The sequence below is a fragment of the Enterobacter sp. PL_is514 genome, assembly GCF_055816715.1.
The window spans coordinates 363875-379566 of record NZ_JBVPGN010000036.1; the positions used below are offsets into that span (position 1 = coordinate 363875).

13 protein-coding genes are annotated in these 15692 nt (G+C 57.0%); 6 read left to right on the plus strand and 7 right to left on the minus strand.

Annotated elements, in window-relative coordinates; all coding sequences use genetic code 11:
• Window positions 1-97: 97 nt before the first annotated feature.
• Window positions 98-793: an aquaporin Z gene (gene aqpZ, locus AC0TNG_RS22070; RefSeq protein WP_023335104.1), complete on the minus strand. Its 696-nt coding sequence runs from the start codon at window positions 791-793 to the stop codon at window positions 98-100.
• 291 nt (window positions 794-1084) lie between these two features.
• Here aqpZ and AC0TNG_RS22075 point away from each other — a divergent pair, with 291 nt between their 5' ends.
• The gene (locus AC0TNG_RS22075; RefSeq protein ID WP_024907817.1) at window positions 1085-2743 is read left to right on the plus strand and encodes an ATP-dependent endonuclease; all 1659 of its coding nucleotides are present in this window, start codon (window positions 1085-1087) and stop codon (window positions 2741-2743) included.
• Here the strand turns inward: AC0TNG_RS22075 and AC0TNG_RS22080 are convergent.
• Window positions 2740-3696 (minus strand): VirK/YbjX family protein, encoded by a 957-nt coding sequence (locus tag AC0TNG_RS22080; protein ID WP_267216788.1) that lies wholly within the window; start codon window positions 3694-3696, stop codon window positions 2740-2742. The genes AC0TNG_RS22075 and AC0TNG_RS22080 overlap by 4 nt on opposite strands.
• Window positions 3697-3855: 159 nt before the next feature.
• On the opposite strand from AC0TNG_RS22080, the gene macA reads away from it, so the two are divergent.
• Both macA and macB read left to right on the plus strand, forming a co-directional pair.
• Window positions 3856-4971, plus strand: coding sequence for a macrolide transporter subunit MacA (macA, locus tag AC0TNG_RS22085; RefSeq protein WP_032649222.1), 1116 nt, complete (start codon window positions 3856-3858; stop codon window positions 4969-4971).
• Window positions 4968-6908 carry a macrolide ABC transporter ATP-binding protein/permease MacB gene (macB, locus tag AC0TNG_RS22090; protein WP_473713103.1) on the plus strand — a complete coding sequence of 647 codons (1941 nt, stop codon included), beginning with the start codon at window positions 4968-4970 and terminating at the stop codon, window positions 6906-6908. The genes macA and macB overlap by 4 nt, the downstream gene beginning before the upstream one ends.
• A gap of 70 nt (window positions 6909-6978) precedes the next feature.
• On the opposite strand, the gene cspD is transcribed toward macB, so the two are convergent.
• Window positions 6979-7200, minus strand: a complete 222-nt coding sequence (cspD, locus tag AC0TNG_RS22095) for a cold shock-like protein CspD (RefSeq protein WP_006809408.1) — start codon at window positions 7198-7200, stop codon at window positions 6979-6981.
• 267 nt (window positions 7201-7467) lie between these two features.
• On the opposite strand from cspD, the gene clpS reads away from it, so the two are divergent.
• From clpS to AC0TNG_RS22110, 3 genes are all read left to right on the plus strand, one after another.
• Window positions 7468-7788: an ATP-dependent Clp protease adapter ClpS gene (clpS, locus tag AC0TNG_RS22100; RefSeq protein WP_006174393.1), complete on the plus strand. Its 321-nt coding sequence runs from the start codon at window positions 7468-7470 to the stop codon at window positions 7786-7788.
• A 27-nt stretch (window positions 7789-7815) separates the two neighbouring features.
• A complete protein-coding gene (clpA, locus tag AC0TNG_RS22105; protein WP_023335109.1) occupies window positions 7816-10095 on the plus strand; it encodes an ATP-dependent Clp protease ATP-binding subunit ClpA in 2280 nt (759 codons plus the stop codon).
• Between the two features lie 299 nt (window positions 10096-10394).
• Window positions 10395-10844 carry a hypothetical protein gene (locus AC0TNG_RS22110; protein WP_417927163.1) on the plus strand — a complete coding sequence of 150 codons (450 nt, stop codon included), beginning with the start codon at window positions 10395-10397 and terminating at the stop codon, window positions 10842-10844.
• Between the two features lie 71 nt (window positions 10845-10915).
• Here AC0TNG_RS22110 and infA read toward each other — a convergent pair whose 3' ends face one another.
• The 4 genes from infA to cydD all read right to left on the minus strand — a co-directional run bounded on the left by infA (window position 10916) and on the right by cydD (window position 15656).
• On the minus strand, window positions 10916-11134 hold the full coding sequence (gene infA, locus AC0TNG_RS22115; protein ID WP_002211347.1) for a translation initiation factor IF-1: 219 nt from the start codon (window positions 11132-11134) through the stop codon (window positions 10916-10918).
• Between the two features lie 284 nt (window positions 11135-11418).
• Window positions 11419-12123, minus strand: a complete 705-nt coding sequence (gene aat / locus AC0TNG_RS22120; RefSeq protein ID WP_032649215.1) for a leucyl/phenylalanyl-tRNA--protein transferase — start codon at window positions 12121-12123, stop codon at window positions 11419-11421.
• A 45-nt stretch (window positions 12124-12168) separates the two neighbouring features.
• A complete protein-coding gene (gene cydC / locus AC0TNG_RS22125) occupies window positions 12169-13890 on the minus strand; it encodes a heme ABC transporter ATP-binding protein/permease CydC (RefSeq protein ID WP_417927164.1) in 1722 nt (573 codons plus the stop codon).
• On the minus strand, window positions 13890-15656 hold the full coding sequence (gene cydD / locus AC0TNG_RS22130) for a heme ABC transporter permease/ATP-binding protein CydD (protein WP_417927165.1): 1767 nt from the start codon (window positions 15654-15656) through the stop codon (window positions 13890-13892). The genes cydC and cydD overlap by 1 nt, the downstream gene beginning before the upstream one ends.
• Window positions 15657-15692 lie beyond the last annotated feature (36 nt).

Sequence of the window (15692 nt, forward strand, 5' to 3'; positions counted from 1 at the left end):
ATAAAAAAGCCGGGTGGCGGCTACGCCTTACCCGGCCTACAAAGTGCACTCTAACGTAGGTCGGGTAAGCGTTAGCGCCACCCTACACCGCGCTCGATTAATCGCGTTTTTCCAGCAGGGTGCGGTACAGCACGCCGCCCAGGATACCGCCGATAATTGGCATCACCCAGAACAGCCACAGCTGTTGAAGCGCCCAGCCGCCCTGGAAGATGGCGACGGCGGTGCTGCGTGCCGGGTTAACGGAGGTGTTGGTGACCGGAATCGAAATCAGATGGATAAGCGTCAGCGCCAGGCCAATCGCAATCGGGGCAAAACCGGCTGGCGCGTGTTTGTCCGTTGCGCCGTGGATCACCAGCAGGAAGCCGGCGGTCAGCACAATTTCAATCACGATGGCAGACAGCATGGAGTAACCGCCCGGAGAGTGTTCGCCGAAGCCGTTAGAGGCAAAGCCGCTGGCCGCCGCGTCGAACCCGGCTTTACCGCTGGCAATCACGTACAGAACGCCAGCTGCAATAATACCGCCAACCACCTGCGCCACAATGTAGCCAATCACGTCTTTTGCCGGGAAACGGCCGCCTGCCCATAAACCTAATGTCACTGCCGGGTTAAAATGACCGCCGGAAATATGTCCCACGGCAAACGCCATGGTTAATACGGTTAAACCAAACGCCAGCGCGACGCCGACAAAACCAATACCCAATTCCGGGAATGCTGCTGCCAGAACGGCGCTACCGCAGCCACCAAATACCAGCCAGAATGTACCAAAGCATTCTGCCGCTAATTTTCTAAACATAACCACCTCAAAATAATTATCCGCACGCTTTCCCGCGCGCGGGATATATCGTCATAAAGGGATGACGACTCAAAGAGTCTCTATTCTAAAAAATAACAACACCCCTTCGCCACTTAAATAAATTCTGTTGGTTTGATTTTAGGCAATGCGATGTCAATCCTTGTTCAAATTAGCGGTAAATAGAGCATAGACTAATTCTCGCAAGGGTGAACGTTGTGCTGTCGTGACAGAACGCCTCCCGCTATACTGCTGATAACTTAAAGGAAAAAGTGTTCATTGCGCGGGGGATTTATGCTTCTCGAACGTGTGGAAATTGTCGGGTTTCGCGGTATTAACCGCCTGTCGCTGCAGCTGGAACAGAACAACGTCCTGATCGGCGAGAACGCGTGGGGTAAGTCCAGCCTGCTGGATGCGCTGACGTTACTGCTTTCGCCCGAAGACGATCTGTATCACTTCGTTCGCGACGATTTCTGGTTCCCGCCCGGCGACGTGACGGGGCGCGAGAAGCACCTGCATATCATCCTGACCTTCCGCGAATCCGAGCCCGGACGTCATCGCGTGCGTCGCTTCCGCCCGCTGTCACCCTGCTGGGTGCCGTGTGATGACGGTTTCCACCGGATTTTCTATCGGCTGGAAGGGGAGATGGCGGAGAACGAGGGGGTACTCACCCTGCGTGATTTTCTCGATGAGAAAGCCAACCCGATCCCGCTTGAGAATATCGACGATTTGGCCCGCCACCTGATTCGCCTGACGCCGGTGTTACGCCTGCGCGATGCGCGTTTTATGCGGCGTATTCGTAACGGTACCGTACCCAATATGCCGGACGTGGAAGTCACCGCCCGCGAGCTGGATTTTCTGGCAAGAGAACTGGTGTCGCGTCCGCAAAATCTGACCGATGGTCAAATCCGTCAGGGGTTGTCCGCAATGGTGCAACTCCTGGAGCACTATTTTTCCGAGCAGGGAACCTCTGAGTCGCGTCATCGTCTGATGCGCCGCCGTTCTCATGATGAGCAGCGAAGCTGGCGTTACCTCGACATCATTAACCGAATGATCGACCGGCCCGGCGGTCGTACCCATCGGGTGATTTTGCTGGGGCTGTTTTCAACGCTTCTGCAGGCCAAAGGCACCGTTCGTCTTGACCGGGACGCCCGGCCGCTGCTGCTGGTGGAAGACCCGGAAACGCGGCTGCATCCCATCATGCTCTCCGTGGCATGGCATCTGCTGAATCTTCTGCCGCTCCAGCGCATTACGACCACCAATTCCGGTGAATTATTATCGCTGACGCCGGTAGAACACGTCTGCCGTCTGGTCCGTGAGTCCTCCCGCGTCTCCGCTTTCCGGCTTGGTCCGGGTGGTTTGAACGCGGAAGACGGGCGGCGCATCGCGTTTCATATTCGCTTTAACCGCGCGTCGTCGCTCTTTGCCCGCTGCTGGCTGCTGGTGGAGGGGGAAACGGAAACCTGGGTTATCAACGAACTGGCGCGCCAGTGCGGCCACCATTTTGATGCGGAAGGCATTAAGGTGATTGAATTCGCCCAGTCGGGACTAAAGCCGCTGATAAAATTTGCTCGCCGGATGGGGATCGAGTGGCACGTTCTGGTCGACGGTGATGAGGCGGGCAAAAAATATGCCTCGACCGTACGCAGCCTGCTGAATAACGAGCGTGAGGAAGAGCGCGACCATTTAACCATGCTCCCTGCGATGGACATGGAACACTTTATGTACCGTCAGGGGTTCGATGACGTCTTCCACCGCATTGCCATGGTGCCGGTCGATGTCCCGATGAACATGCGGCGCGTGATCGCCAAAGCCATTCATCGTTCGTCAAAACCGGATTTAGCCATTGAAGTGGCGACGGAAGCGGGAAGGCGGGGCGTAGAGGCGGTACCGACCCTGCTGCGGAAGATGTTTTCCCGCGTGCTGTGGCTGGCACGCGGGAAAGCGGATTAGCGTTGGGTCGCCTGTTTCACCTGCTGAATCAGGCTATCCAGCAGCTCGTAGCGGCGGCGATATTCGGAGCGTTTTTTGCTGGCGATCTCTTCCATCGGTTTACGCGGCATGACGAGCGGCAGCATAAAGTTACCGTTATCCTGTTTTTCACCGCCGATAGAGATCCAGAAACTGTCGTAATCGGCCAACAGCTTCCCCTCTTTTTTCTTGCGGTAGCGCCAGCTGCGATAAATATGGGTATCGTTACTGACGGCGATAATCTGTTCTACCGGGAAGGCGGTGCCGAGGGTCATGGCGGCCTCGACCAACAGACGTTTCGGGAACAGACCATGGCAGGCTTTCGTCGCACCCTGGATCAGCTCATGGGGAACATGCGCTTTTGCCCCTTGCAAACCGCCAATGAACAGCGTCGATTTTCCCTCAAACTGGCACAGGGTGAAGGTCATCTCGGCCAGCACCGTATTCTGATGGTCGCAGAAGGCGAGGGTGGCTTCCCCTTCTTTATCCAGAAACGCATCGGCGCACAGACGGACGGTAAATTGCTGTTCATCTTTGCCGGTTAAGGTCAGCAGGGTGAAGCCCTTCTTCGATAAATAACCCGTTAGCAGCGTCACCGGAAGCTGGCGGCTCATCGTCTGATAGTGCCAGTTGAGGGATTCCAGCGCATGCTGTCGATCCATATTCACCGTCAACCAGGGACGATGCAACCGACACGGTAGCCCTGGTTGTACCTGCAGCATCTGCATCAGACGTGGTTGTTTTGCAAGACTTGTTAACAGGCGCGCAGTGCTAATGGGTGTCGCCAGTGAACGTAACATGAATTTACGTCGATAGGCGGGGTTTTGCCACGCCAGTCCTGGTTTGAGCTTACCGAAAGCCAGATTTTTAAAGAGCTGCCAGCCAGATTTAGGCTGAGGCAAGTTTGAAAAAGGTGTATCGACGATGGAAGACATGATAGATCCTGCTTCTTGATGAAGATCTCCATTTCAGCAGGCGAACGTTCAACGTCTCGTAAACAAATTGTGACGATTTCAAGAAGAAGGGGTTTCGTTGAGGAGTCGTTTAGATAGAATCAACACTTATCATTGCCAGAACATTTATTTGGATTATTTATGAACCTCAAGGGAAAACGCAGAACGCTGTTTCTGCTGCTGGCGGTCGTGGTTTTAGCCGGTGGATACTGGCTATGGCAGGTGCTGAACGCGCCGGTGCCGCAGTATCAGACACTGATTGTTCGCCCGGGCGAACTGCAGCAAAACGTCCTCGCGACGGGCAAGCTTGACGCGCTGCGCAAGGTTGACGTCGGCGCTCAGGTCAGCGGCCAGTTGAAAACGCTGTCGGTTGAGATTGGTGACAAGGTGAAAAAAGGCCAGCTGCTCGGCGTTATCGATCCAGAACAGGCTGAGAACCAGATCCGCGAGGTGGAAGCCACGCTGATGGAACTGCGCGCGCAGCGTGCGCAGGCGCTGGCAGAACGTAACCTGGCCCAGGTGACGCTAACCCGTCAGCAGGCGCTGGCTAAAACTCAGGCTATTTCAAAACAAGATTTAGATACCGCCACCACTGAACTGGCGGTGAAACAGGCGCAGATTGGCACGATTGACGCGCAAATCAAACGCAATCAGGCTTCGCTGGATACGGCGAAAACCAACCTCGACTACACCCAAATTGTGGCACCGATGGCGGGCGAAGTGACCCAGATCACCACGCTCCAGGGGCAGACGGTGATTGCCGCACAGCAGGCGCCAAACATTCTGACGCTGGCGGACATGAGCACCATGCTGGTCAAAGCCCAGGTCTCAGAGGCGGATGTGATCCATCTTAAGCCGGGGCAGAACGCCTGGTTTACGGTGCTGGGCGATCCGCAGACGCGCTACGAAGGCGTGCTGAAAGACATTCTGCCGACGCCGGAAAAAGTGAACGACGCTATTTTCTACTATGCTCGTTTTGAAGTGCCAAACCCGCAGGGCGTGCTGCGTCTGGACATGACCGCACAGGTGCATATCCAGCTGACCGGCGTGAAGAACGTGCTGACCATTCCGCTCTCTGCGCTCGGCGAATCCGCCGGGGATAGCCGTTATAAAGTGAAAGTGCTGCGCAACGGCGAAACGCGCGAGCGCGAGGTTGTGATTGGCGCGCGCAACGACACTGACGTGGTGGTGGTGAAAGGGCTGGAAGAGGGCGAGGAGGTTGTTGTCAGCGAAAGCCTGCCCGGAGCCGCCAAATGACGGCGCTGCTTGAGCTGAATAACATTCGTCGCAGCTATCCCTCCGGCGACGGTCCGGTGGAGGTGCTGAAAGGCATCTCCCTGCGCGTGGAAGCGGGCGAGATGGTGGCGATTGTCGGCGCATCGGGTTCCGGTAAATCGACGCTGATGAACATTCTCGGCTGCCTGGATAAACCCACCAGCGGTACCTATCGCGTGGCCGGGACGGATGTCTCCACGCTGGATGGCGACGCGCTGGCGAAGCTGCGCCGGGAACACTTCGGCTTTATCTTCCAGCGTTACCATCTGCTTTCTCACCTCAATGCCGCGCAGAACGTGGAAGTACCTGCGGTCTATGCGGGCGTCGAGCGTAAAAAACGCCTCGAGCGCGCGCAGATGCTGCTGACGCGTCTGGGGCTGGCAGAGCGGGTGGAGTACCTGCCCTCGCAGCTTTCCGGCGGCCAGCAGCAGCGCGTGAGTATTGCCCGCGCCCTGATGAACGGCGGGCAGGTGATCCTCGCGGATGAGCCGACCGGCGCGCTCGACAGCCATTCCGGCGAAGAGGTGATGGCGATCCTCCATCAGCTTCGCGATCAGGGGCACACGGCCATCATTGTTACCCACGATCCGCAGGTGGCGGCGCAGGCGGAACGCATTATTGCGATCCACGACGGCGAGCTGGTCAGCAATCCGCCGCCGCGTGAGTCCAGAGCAGCGGCGCCGAAAGAAGCGCTTCCGGCATCAACCGGCTGGGGACAGTTTTCCAGCGGCTTTCGTGAAGCGTTGACCATGGCCTGGCTGGCGATGGCGGCCAACAAAATGCGTACCCTGTTGACGATGCTCGGCATCATCATCGGTATCGCCTCGGTGGTGTCGATTGTGGTGGTGGGCGACGCGGCCAAGCAGCTGGTGCTGGCCGATATCCGCGCCATCGGTACCAATACCATTGACGTCTATCCCGGCAAAGACTTTGGCGACGACGAGCCGCAGTATCAGCAGGCGCTGAAATACGACGATCTGGCGGCCATTCAGAAGCAGCCGTGGGTCAACTCCGCCACGCCTGCGGTGTCGCAGAACCTGCGCCTGCGCGTGGGCAATGTCGACGTTGCCGCCAGTGCGAACGGCGTTAGCGGAGACTATTTCAACGTCTACGGCATGACCTTCAGTGAAGGCGCTACCTTTAACGCCGAACAGCTGGCGGGCAGGGCGCAGGTGGTGGTGCTGGACGCGAACTCGCGCAGGCAGCTCTTCCCCAATAAAGTCAACGTGGTAGGCGAAGTGATCCTGGTCGGCAACATGCCTGCCACGGTCATCGGCGTGGCGGAAGAGAAGCAGTCGATGTTTGGCAGCAGCAAGATCCTGCGCGTCTGGCTGCCCTACACCACCATCTCCGGGCGGATTATGGGGCAGTCCTGGCTCAACTCCATCACCGTGCGCGTGAAGGAGGGCTACGACAGCGCGCTCGCCGAACAGCAGCTTGAGCGGCTGTTAATCCTGCGCCACGGGAAGAAAGATTTCTTCACCTGGAATATGGACGGCCTCTTGAAAACGGCGGAAAAGACCACACGTACTCTTCAGCTGTTCCTCACGCTGGTGGCGGTGATTTCGCTGGTCGTCGGCGGCATCGGGGTGATGAACATCATGCTGGTGTCGGTAACCGAGCGCACCCGGGAGATTGGCATCCGCATGGCGGTCGGGGCCCGCGCCAGCGACGTGCTGCAGCAGTTTTTGATTGAAGCCGTGCTGGTGTGTCTGGTCGGCGGGGCGATGGGGATTGCGCTCTCGATGATGATCGCGTTTGCACTCCAGCTCTTTTTACCCGGCTGGGAGATTGGCTTCTCGCCGGTTGCCATTATTACCGCATTTTTGTGTTCGACCTTTACCGGCATTTTGTTTGGCTGGTTGCCCGCCCGCAATGCGGCGCGGCTGGATCCGGTGGACGCGCTGGCTCGGGAATAACCCGAAAATAAAAATGCCAGCCGATCGGGCTGGCATTTTGACTGCGGGATGTACACAATAAAACAGAGAGCTATGCAACCGTCTCTGCTTCAACGGGTACGATTAGGCTTGCATGATTGCCTTTTGGTCCCTGGTGTACATCGAACCGGACGGACTGCCCGGCTTTGAGCGTTCTGTAACCATCCATCTGAATGGTGGAATAGTGAGCGAAGATATCCTCGCCGCCGCCTTCGGGGCAGATGAAGCCAAACCCTTTGGCGTTGTTGAACCACTTAACAGTACCCATTTCCATGCTTCGACATCCTTCGTAAATCTTATAAGTTAAGATGGAATGAACCGGTGGTGGAGTGGGGGCTGTTCAAAACCTCGCCATCTCACGCTTGTACAATTTAGAGAAACGAAAGAAGTCGTCAAGCGTTTGGCGCTGGAGATGGGACAATAATCAACCAAAGTTTGAAGCAGTTAACGCTATTGCAATAGTTTGTGACAGACATCGCGGATGACAGTAATAGATGATTGTTATCTAACATCTGAGGTAGATTCAAAGTGGTTATGCATAATGGGTAAGACCAACGATTGGCTGGATTTTGACCAGCTGGCGGAAGATAAAGTGCGCGACGCGCTAAAACCGCCATCTATGTATAAAGTTATGTTAATGAACGATGATTACACGCCGATGGAATTTGTTATTGACGTGCTACAAAAGTTCTTTTCTTATGATGTAGAACGTGCAACGCAACTGATGCTTACCGTTCATTATCGTGGCAAAGCTATCTGCGGCATCTTCACAGCCGAAGTGGCGGAAACCAAAGTAGCGATGGTGAACGACTATGCGAGGGAGAACGAGCATCCGTTGCTGTGTACGCTGGAAAAGGCCTGATAAGGCATAAAATTGGGGGAGGTGCCTATGCTCAATCAAGAACTGGAACTCAGTTTAAACATGGCTTTCGCCAGAGCGCGTGAGCACCGACATGAGTTTATGACCGTCGAGCATTTACTGCTCGCACTGCTTAGCAACCCATCTGCCCGCGAAGCGCTGGAAGCCTGCTCCGTGGATCTGGTGGCGCTACGTCAGGAACTCGAAGCCTTCATCGAACAAACCACACCGGTGCTGCCAGCCAGTGAAGAAGAGCGCGACACGCAGCCGACGCTCAGCTTCCAGCGCGTGCTGCAGCGCGCGGTTTTCCACGTCCAGTCTTCCGGACGTAGCGAAGTGACTGGCGCAAACGTCTTAGTCGCCATCTTCAGCGAGCAGGAGTCACAGGCTGCCTACCTGCTGCGTAAACACGAAGTCAGCCGCCTCGACGTGGTTAACTTTATTTCTCACGGAACGCGCAAAGACGAGCCTAACCAGGCATCGGACTCCAGCAATCAGGTCAATAACAATGAAGAGCAAGCAGGCGGGGAGGATCGTATGGAAAACTTCACCACCAACCTTAACCAGCTTGCTCGCGTTGGCGGTATCGACCCGCTGATTGGTCGCGATAAAGAGCTGGAGCGCGCGATCCAGGTGCTGTGCCGTCGCCGCAAGAATAACCCGCTGCTGGTGGGGGAATCAGGCGTGGGTAAAACCGCGATTGCCGAAGGGCTTGCCTGGCGCATTGTGCAGGGCGACGTGCCGGAAGTGATTGCCGACTGCACCATCTACTCGCTGGATATCGGCTCGCTGCTGGCGGGCACCAAATACCGCGGTGATTTTGAAAAACGCTTCAAGGCGCTGTTAAAACAGCTGGAGCAGGACACCAACAGCATCCTGTTTATCGATGAGATCCACACCATCATCGGCGCGGGTGCGGCCTCCGGTGGCCAGGTGGATGCGGCTAACCTGATCAAACCGCTGCTCTCCAGCGGCAAGATCCGCGTGATTGGCTCCACGACCTACCAGGAGTTCAGCAACATCTTTGAGAAAGACCGTGCGCTGGCGCGCCGCTTCCAGAAAATCGACGTGACCGAACCGTCCGTCGAGGAAACGGTGCAGATCATCAACGGCCTGAAGCCGAAGTACGAAGCGCACCACGACGTGCGTTACACCGCAAAAGCGGTCCGTGCGGCGGTGGAGCTGGCGGTGAAATACATCAACGACCGTCATCTGCCGGATAAGGCGATTGACGTGATTGACGAGGCGGGGGCGCGTGCGCGTCTGATGCCGGCCAGCAAGCGTAAGAAAACCGTTAACGTGGCGGATATTGAGTCCGTGGTGGCCCGCATCGCGCGTATCCCTGAGAAGAGCGTCTCTCAGAGCGACCGCGACACGCTGCGCACCCTCGGCAATCGCCTGAAAATGCTGGTCTTTGGTCAGGATAAAGCCATCGAGGCCTTAACCGAAGCGATCAAGATGGCCCGTGCCGGACTGGGGCATGACCACAAGCCTGTCGGTTCCTTCCTGTTCGCTGGCCCGACTGGCGTGGGGAAAACCGAGGTGACGGTTCAGCTCTCCAAAGCGCTGGGCATTGAGCTGCTGCGCTTTGATATGTCCGAGTATATGGAGCGTCACACCGTCAGCCGTTTGATTGGTGCGCCTCCGGGCTACGTGGGCTTTGACCAGGGCGGTCTGCTCACCGACGCGGTGATCAAGCATCCGCACGCGGTCCTGCTGCTCGATGAAATCGAGAAGGCGCACCCGGACGTGTTCAACATCCTGCTGCAGGTGATGGACAACGGGACGCTGACCGACAACAACGGGCGCAAGGCGGACTTCCGCAACGTGGTGCTGGTGATGACCACCAACGCCGGGGTGCGTGAAACCGAGCGTAAATCCATCGGCCTGATCCACCAGGATAACAGCACCGATGCGATGGAGGAGATCAAGAAGATCTTCACGCCGGAGTTCCGTAACCGTCTGGACAACATTATCTGGTTCGATCACCTGTCTACCGACGTGATCCATCAGGTAGTGGACAAGTTCATCGTCGAGCTGCAGGTTCAGCTGGATCAGAAAGGCGTGTCGCTGGAAGTGAGCCAGGAGGCCCGCAACTGGCTGGCCGAGAAAGGCTACGACCGTGCGATGGGTGCCCGTCCGATGGCGCGCGTGATTCAGGACAACCTGAAGAAACCGCTGGCGAACGAGCTGCTGTTTGGCTCGCTGGTGGACGGCGGCCAGGTGACCGTGGCGCTGGACCAGGCGAAGAACGAACTGACGTACGATTTCCAGAGTGCGGCGAAGCACAAGCCGGAAGCGGCTCACTGAGTTGTAACGTAGGTCTTAAAAACCGGGCAATAGCCCGGTTTTTTTATGTCTGCCAAGGTAAAAGCAAAACGACAACAGTGTTGTCGTTTTTAGTGTTTTCTCCCTCTCCCTGTGGGAGAGGGTTGGGGTGAGGGCAACAGGCCGCAGGGGAATTTTGCGAGGCGCTTTCCAGTTTCTTTCGAAGTTAGTTGCTGGGTAAATATACAGTAATAAAATAGCGGCGCACCTGCAAAATCAGGTGCCGGGATTGGCGTCCTGAAAGTGTGCACAAACAATCTTACGTGCATAAAGGATCACATATGACTGATATTAATAATTTCGCCCAACTTTACACCGAACTCTCCCTCAACCCCGATCTCCCCACCCTCGCCGAGCGCTGCAAACTGCTCACCGAAATCCTCCTCGACTGCAAATCATTCCCTCAAACGCAGCCCGTATGCCGTTGCCTGGGGGCTTATCTGGAAGAGGTGAAAACCGGCCTCACGGAATCCATGCGTGATTTTCAGATAGTGGAATTTGAGGAAGAAGCGGAACAACCACGACAAAAGGAGTGGCTGCTGGAAGATACAGAAACGAAATGTGAATACTGCCGGGCGTTAAACCACGTGCTGCTGGTGTCGCATTTTGACCGCGATATGCTGCCGCATCTTACGGGATTACTTCACGACATGGCGCATTCTATGGCAGGAGATTTAATCGCTCCTGTACAACCATGGATGACAATACATCTTCCGACGCAGCAACACTAAAGCCATAAATAAAAAAGGCCGGGATAATCCCGACCTTTTAAATATTCATCTGCCATTACAGGCGAAAACAATTAGCGACTACGGAAGACAATGCGGCCTTTGCTCAGGTCGTACGGGGTCAGTTCAACAGTCACTTTGTCGCCCGTCAAAATGCGGATGTAGTTTTTGCGCATTTTACCGGAGATGTGCGCAGTTACCACGTGACCGTTTTCCAGCTCTACGCGAAACATGGTATTAGGTAACGTATCAAGTACGGTACCCTGCATTTCAATATTGTCTTCTTTGGCCATCTAATCCTCTGGGGTATCACTACCAAGTTTTGAACCGGCAAGATAATGCCGAAATTCATCAATTAAGTAAAGAATTGCGCGATTAAAACGCAGCAAAACAGTTTCGGCGCATTGCCCAAGCGTCACGGTACAACCGAACAGGAAGCGCATTCGTAAAGGGGAGACGACAGGATAAACGTCAGGACGTTATCTGAAGCGAGGGTCCCAAACGGCGGCGGGGCAACAGGCAGAAGCTACTCTGCGGCGTAATTATAACACCCTCACAAAAAATATGCGGAAAACATTTAGGCATTGGGCATAAAGAGCGTTCTCGGTATCCAGAAGTCGCGCGGGAGCTTCTCCTGACGGCTGGCATCCAGCTGTTCGATGTACTGGCGTCGCGGAATTTCAACAGCACCCAGGGAGGCCGTGTGCTCGTTGAGCACCTGACAATCGATCAGGCGTCCGCCGCGCTGGGCAAACGCCTCGCAGAAGACCAGCAGTGCAGTTTTCGAGGCGTTAACAGCACGAGAGAACATCGACTCACCGCAGAACAGCGTCCCCTGCGCCACGCCGTACATGCCGCCAACGAGTGCTCCGCCTTCCCACACCTCGATGGAGTGGGCGTAGCCAAGCTCATGGAGCTGGTGGTAGGCGGTAATAATATCGCGGGTTATCCATGTCCCTTCATAACGGTCTTCAGCACAGCCTTCAATGACCTGACCAAAGGCGTGGTTGAGGGTGACGCGGTAAGGTGATTTCGCATGGAAACGCTTCATGCTGCGGCTCACGTGAAACTGCCCTGGCCACAGCACGGCACGCGGATCGGGAGACCACCATAAAATCGGATCGCCAGGGGAAAACCAGGGGAATATTCCGCGCTGGTACGCCATTAATAGTCGAGCGGGACTGAGGTCACCGCCAAGGGCCAGCAGCCCGTTGGGCTCACGCAGCGCCCCTTCCGGAGAAGGGAACGCGATGTTATGACGAGAAAGCTGGACCAGGCGCATGACAGCAAAACTCCAGTACGCGAGTGAGGACGCTACAAATATAGTCTACAGACGCTGTTTAAACTGGTAGTAGCGACCCTGTTTCGCCAACAGCTCTGCGTGACTACCTTGCTCAATAATGTGTCCGTTGTCCATCACAATTATCCGATCAAAGCTCGCCAGTCCGCGCAGGCGGTGCGTGACCATCAGCACGGTTTTGCCGGTCATAACATTCGCCAGTAAATCAAGGATTTGGCTTTCGGTTGTGGCGTCCAGCCCTTCGGTGGGCTCGTCGAGCAGCATCAGCGGCGCATCGTGCAGCAGCGCGCGCGCAATGGCCAGACGGCGCAGCTCACCGCCGGAGAGCTGACGGCCACCTTCGCCCAGCCAGCTGTTCAACCCCTCGTCCTCAAGCAGCTTTTGCAGTCCGACCTGCTCCAGCACGGCGCGAAGCGCATCATCAGACGCCTCTGGCGCGGCCAGCAGCAGGTTATCGCGCAGCGTGGCGCTAAACAGATGCACGCGCTGTGGAACGACGCTCACGGTCTTGCGCAGGGCCTGCTCGCTAAAATCAGTCAGCGACGTGTTATTAAAACGAATCTGACCGCGCTGCGGATCCCAGGCGCGGGTCAGCAGCTGCAGCAGCGTCGATTTACCGCAGCCGGTACGGCCGAGGATCGCAATCCGCTGACCTGCCTCAACAGAAAGGTTGATACCGTCCAGCGCGTTCTGCGCCTGTTTGTCGTAGGCGAAGGTGACATCTTCAAGCGTTAGCGCAACCTGCTCTGGAACAGCGGTTTGCCCGGCACTGAACGTAACTTCAGGCTCCTGCTCCGCAATCTGGGTGATGCGCAGGGCAGAGGCGATGACCTGACCCAGATGCTGGAAGGCGCCCGTCACCGGGGCCAGCGCTTCAAACGCCGCCAGCGCGCAGAAGACGAAAAGGGCAATAAGCGGACCCGGCTGTGAATTTCCCCCGACATCGCCGGAGGCCAGCCACAGCATGGCAATCACCGCCACGCCGCCGATTAACATCATCAGTGCCTGAGAGAAGGCCGTCAGCTCCGACTGGCGGCGCTGGGCCTCATGCCAGTTCAGCTCCGTACTTTCCATCCGCGCGCGGTAGCGCTTGCTGGCACCAAAAATGGTCAGCTCAGCCTGCCCCTGAAGCCAGGAGGTTAGCTGCTGGCGGTAGTCTCCGCGTAGACGCGTCAGGTTTTCTCCGGTGGATTTCCCGGCGCGGTAAAACAGCGGCGGCAGAATGATGAGCGTCAGCAGCATGATCCCGCCCAGCGTCAGCGCCACGGGAACATCCAGAACAGACAGCCCCAGCGTGACCACCACAATCACCACAAATGCGCCCACGATCGGGGAGATCACGCGCAGGTACAGGTGATCCAGTGTGTCGACATCCGCAACGACACGGTTGAGTAGCTCACCCTGACGAAAACGCGCCAGCCCGGCAGGGGAGAGGGGCAGCAGCTTGCTGAAGGTGTAGATGCGCAGGTGCTGCAGCACGCGGAAAGTGGCGTCGTGGCTGACCAGCCGTTCGAAATAGCGTCCGGCAGTACGGGTGATGGCGGTACCGCGAACCCCGGCAGCCGGAAGCATATAGTTGAAGCTGTATAATCCGGCGAACCCTGCGACGGCCGAGGCCGACAGGAACCAGCCGGAAAGCGTGAGCAGTCCGATGCTGGCGAGCAGCGTGACAATTGCCAGCACAATCCCCAGCGTCAGCATCCATTTGTGGCGTTTATAGAGCGCAAGATAAGGCAGCAGAGCACGCATCAGATGTCCTCCTGACGGTTCGCCAGCAGGGCGGCAAACGGTCCCTGCGCGGCAACGAGAGAGGCGTAATCGCCTTGCTCAACAATACGGCCGTTCTCCATGACCCAGATCTGGTCCCAGTCGGCAATGCCTTCCAGCTGATGGGTGACCATCAGGGTGCTTTGCTGCCGGGAGGCGGCGTTCAGGGCTTCCATTACGCGCTGCTCGCTGTGGGCATCCAGGCTGGCGGCGGGTTCATCCAGCAGCATCAGCTGGCAAGGATTCAACAACGCGCGGGCAACGGCCACACGCTGCGCCTGTCCGACTGACAGCCCGGCGGACTGGTCACCGACCACGCTATCTACCCCTTGCGGGAGCAGAGGCAGAAACTCGCTGACCCAGGCGCGGTCGAGAACCGATTGCAGTTCATCTTCACGCGCATCCGGGCGCGCCAGCAGGACGTTTTCACGCAGCGTAGCGGCGGGAAGCTGCGGGTTTTGGCCCACCCAGCTGAGCTGTTTACGCCAGGCGTCAGGATCGAGGTTACGCAGTTCGGTTCTGTTGATCCGCAGTGAACCCGTATAGGCCATAAATCCGGATAGCGCATTCAGCAGAGAACTTTTGCCGGAACCGCTGGTGCCGACGAGCACCACGCGCTGTCCGGCAGGTAAGGTAAAGTTCAGTGGACCCGCAAGCACTTTGCCTTCGGGTGACAGAATGGAAAAGTCCTGCGCTTCGATGGTCACGGGCTCTTTAGCATTCAGCGTCACGTCACCGCGCTCCGGGTGTGCCAGCGGCGTTTCCAGGAACGTTTTCAGGCTATCGGCTGCGCCAACCGCCTGGGCTTTGGCGTGATAGAAGGTCCCCAGATCGCGAAGCGGCTGGAAAAACTCCGGGGCCAGGATCAGCGCCAGGAACCCGGCAGAAAGGGTCACCGCCGTGCCGTAATGGCCAAAATCCAGCGCGCCGAGGTAGGAGAAGCCGAAGTAGACCGCCACGAGGGCAATCGACAGAGAGGTAAAGAATTCCAGTACGCCGGAAGACAGGAAGGCGAGGCGTAACACTTCCATGGTGCGCTGACGGAAGTCCTGTGACGCCTGGCGAATGTTTTCGGTTTCCGCTTCACCGCGGCCAAAAATGCGTAACGTCTCCATGCCGCGCAGACGATCGAGGAAATGGCCGCTCAGGCGACCCAGTGCCAGGAAGTTACGGCGGTTGGCATCCGCTGCCCCCATGCCGACCAGCGCCATAAACAGCGGGATCAGCGGGGCGGTGCCCATCAGAATCAGCGCAGCCATCCAGTTCACCGGGAAGATGGCGATCACGATCAGCAGCGGAACGAAGACGGCAAGGGCCATCTGCGGCAGATAGCGCGCATAGTAGTCGTGCATATCGTCAATCTGCTCAAGGATCAGCGTCGCCCAGCTACCGGCTGGTTTACCCTGGATCCACGCGGGCCCGGCTTCCTGAAGCCTGTCGAGCACCTGACGGCGGATCTCGTAGCGGATGTGCTGTCCGGCGTGGAAACCGACGCGCTCACGCAGCCATACCACCCAGGCGCGCAGGATAAAAATCAGGATCAGGACAATAAAGGGCAGCAGGAGCGCTTCGCGTGGAATGTTCTCCATGATCATGTGATTAAGAATGCGGGCCAGCAGCCATGCCTGGGCAACAATCAACAGGCCGCTAACGAATCCCAGGAGACGGGAAATCGTAAGCCAGCGGCGGGAAATAACGCTTTGCTGTTTCAGCCAGCGTGTTAACTCTTGTTGACGGGTTTTTTCCATTGCGTACTTTGCAGGTGACGTTATTAGAAATTGGGC

Bases quoted from the DNA above. Each gene is read 5' to 3' on its own strand.
- aqpZ (WP_023335104.1), bottom strand. From the start codon at position 793: ATGTTTAGAAAATTAGCGGCAGAATGCTTTGGTACATTCTGGCTGGTA.
- AC0TNG_RS22075 (WP_024907817.1), top strand. From the start codon at position 1,085: ATGCTTCTCGAACGTGTGGAAATTGTCGGGTTTCGCGGTATTAACCGC.
- AC0TNG_RS22080 (WP_267216788.1), bottom strand. From the start codon at position 3,696: ATGTCTTCCATCGTCGATACACCTTTTTCAAACTTGCCTCAGCCTAAA.
- macA (WP_032649222.1), top strand. From the start codon at position 3,856: ATGAACCTCAAGGGAAAACGCAGAACGCTGTTTCTGCTGCTGGCGGTC.
- macB (WP_473713103.1), top strand. From the start codon at position 4,968: ATGACGGCGCTGCTTGAGCTGAATAACATTCGTCGCAGCTATCCCTCC.
- cspD (WP_006809408.1), bottom strand. From the start codon at position 7,200: ATGGAAATGGGTACTGTTAAGTGGTTCAACAACGCCAAAGGGTTTGGC.
- clpS (WP_006174393.1), top strand. From the start codon at position 7,468: ATGGGTAAGACCAACGATTGGCTGGATTTTGACCAGCTGGCGGAAGAT.
- clpA (WP_023335109.1), top strand. From the start codon at position 7,816: ATGCTCAATCAAGAACTGGAACTCAGTTTAAACATGGCTTTCGCCAGA.
- AC0TNG_RS22110 (WP_417927163.1), top strand. From the start codon at position 10,395: ATGACTGATATTAATAATTTCGCCCAACTTTACACCGAACTCTCCCTC.
- infA (WP_002211347.1), bottom strand. From the start codon at position 11,134: ATGGCCAAAGAAGACAATATTGAAATGCAGGGTACCGTACTTGATACG.
- aat (WP_032649215.1), bottom strand. From the start codon at position 12,123: ATGCGCCTGGTCCAGCTTTCTCGTCATAACATCGCGTTCCCTTCTCCG.
- cydC (WP_417927164.1), bottom strand. From the start codon at position 13,890: ATGCGTGCTCTGCTGCCTTATCTTGCGCTCTATAAACGCCACAAATGG.
- cydD (WP_417927165.1), bottom strand. From the start codon at position 15,656: ATGGAAAAAACCCGTCAACAAGAGTTAACACGCTGGCTGAAACAGCAA.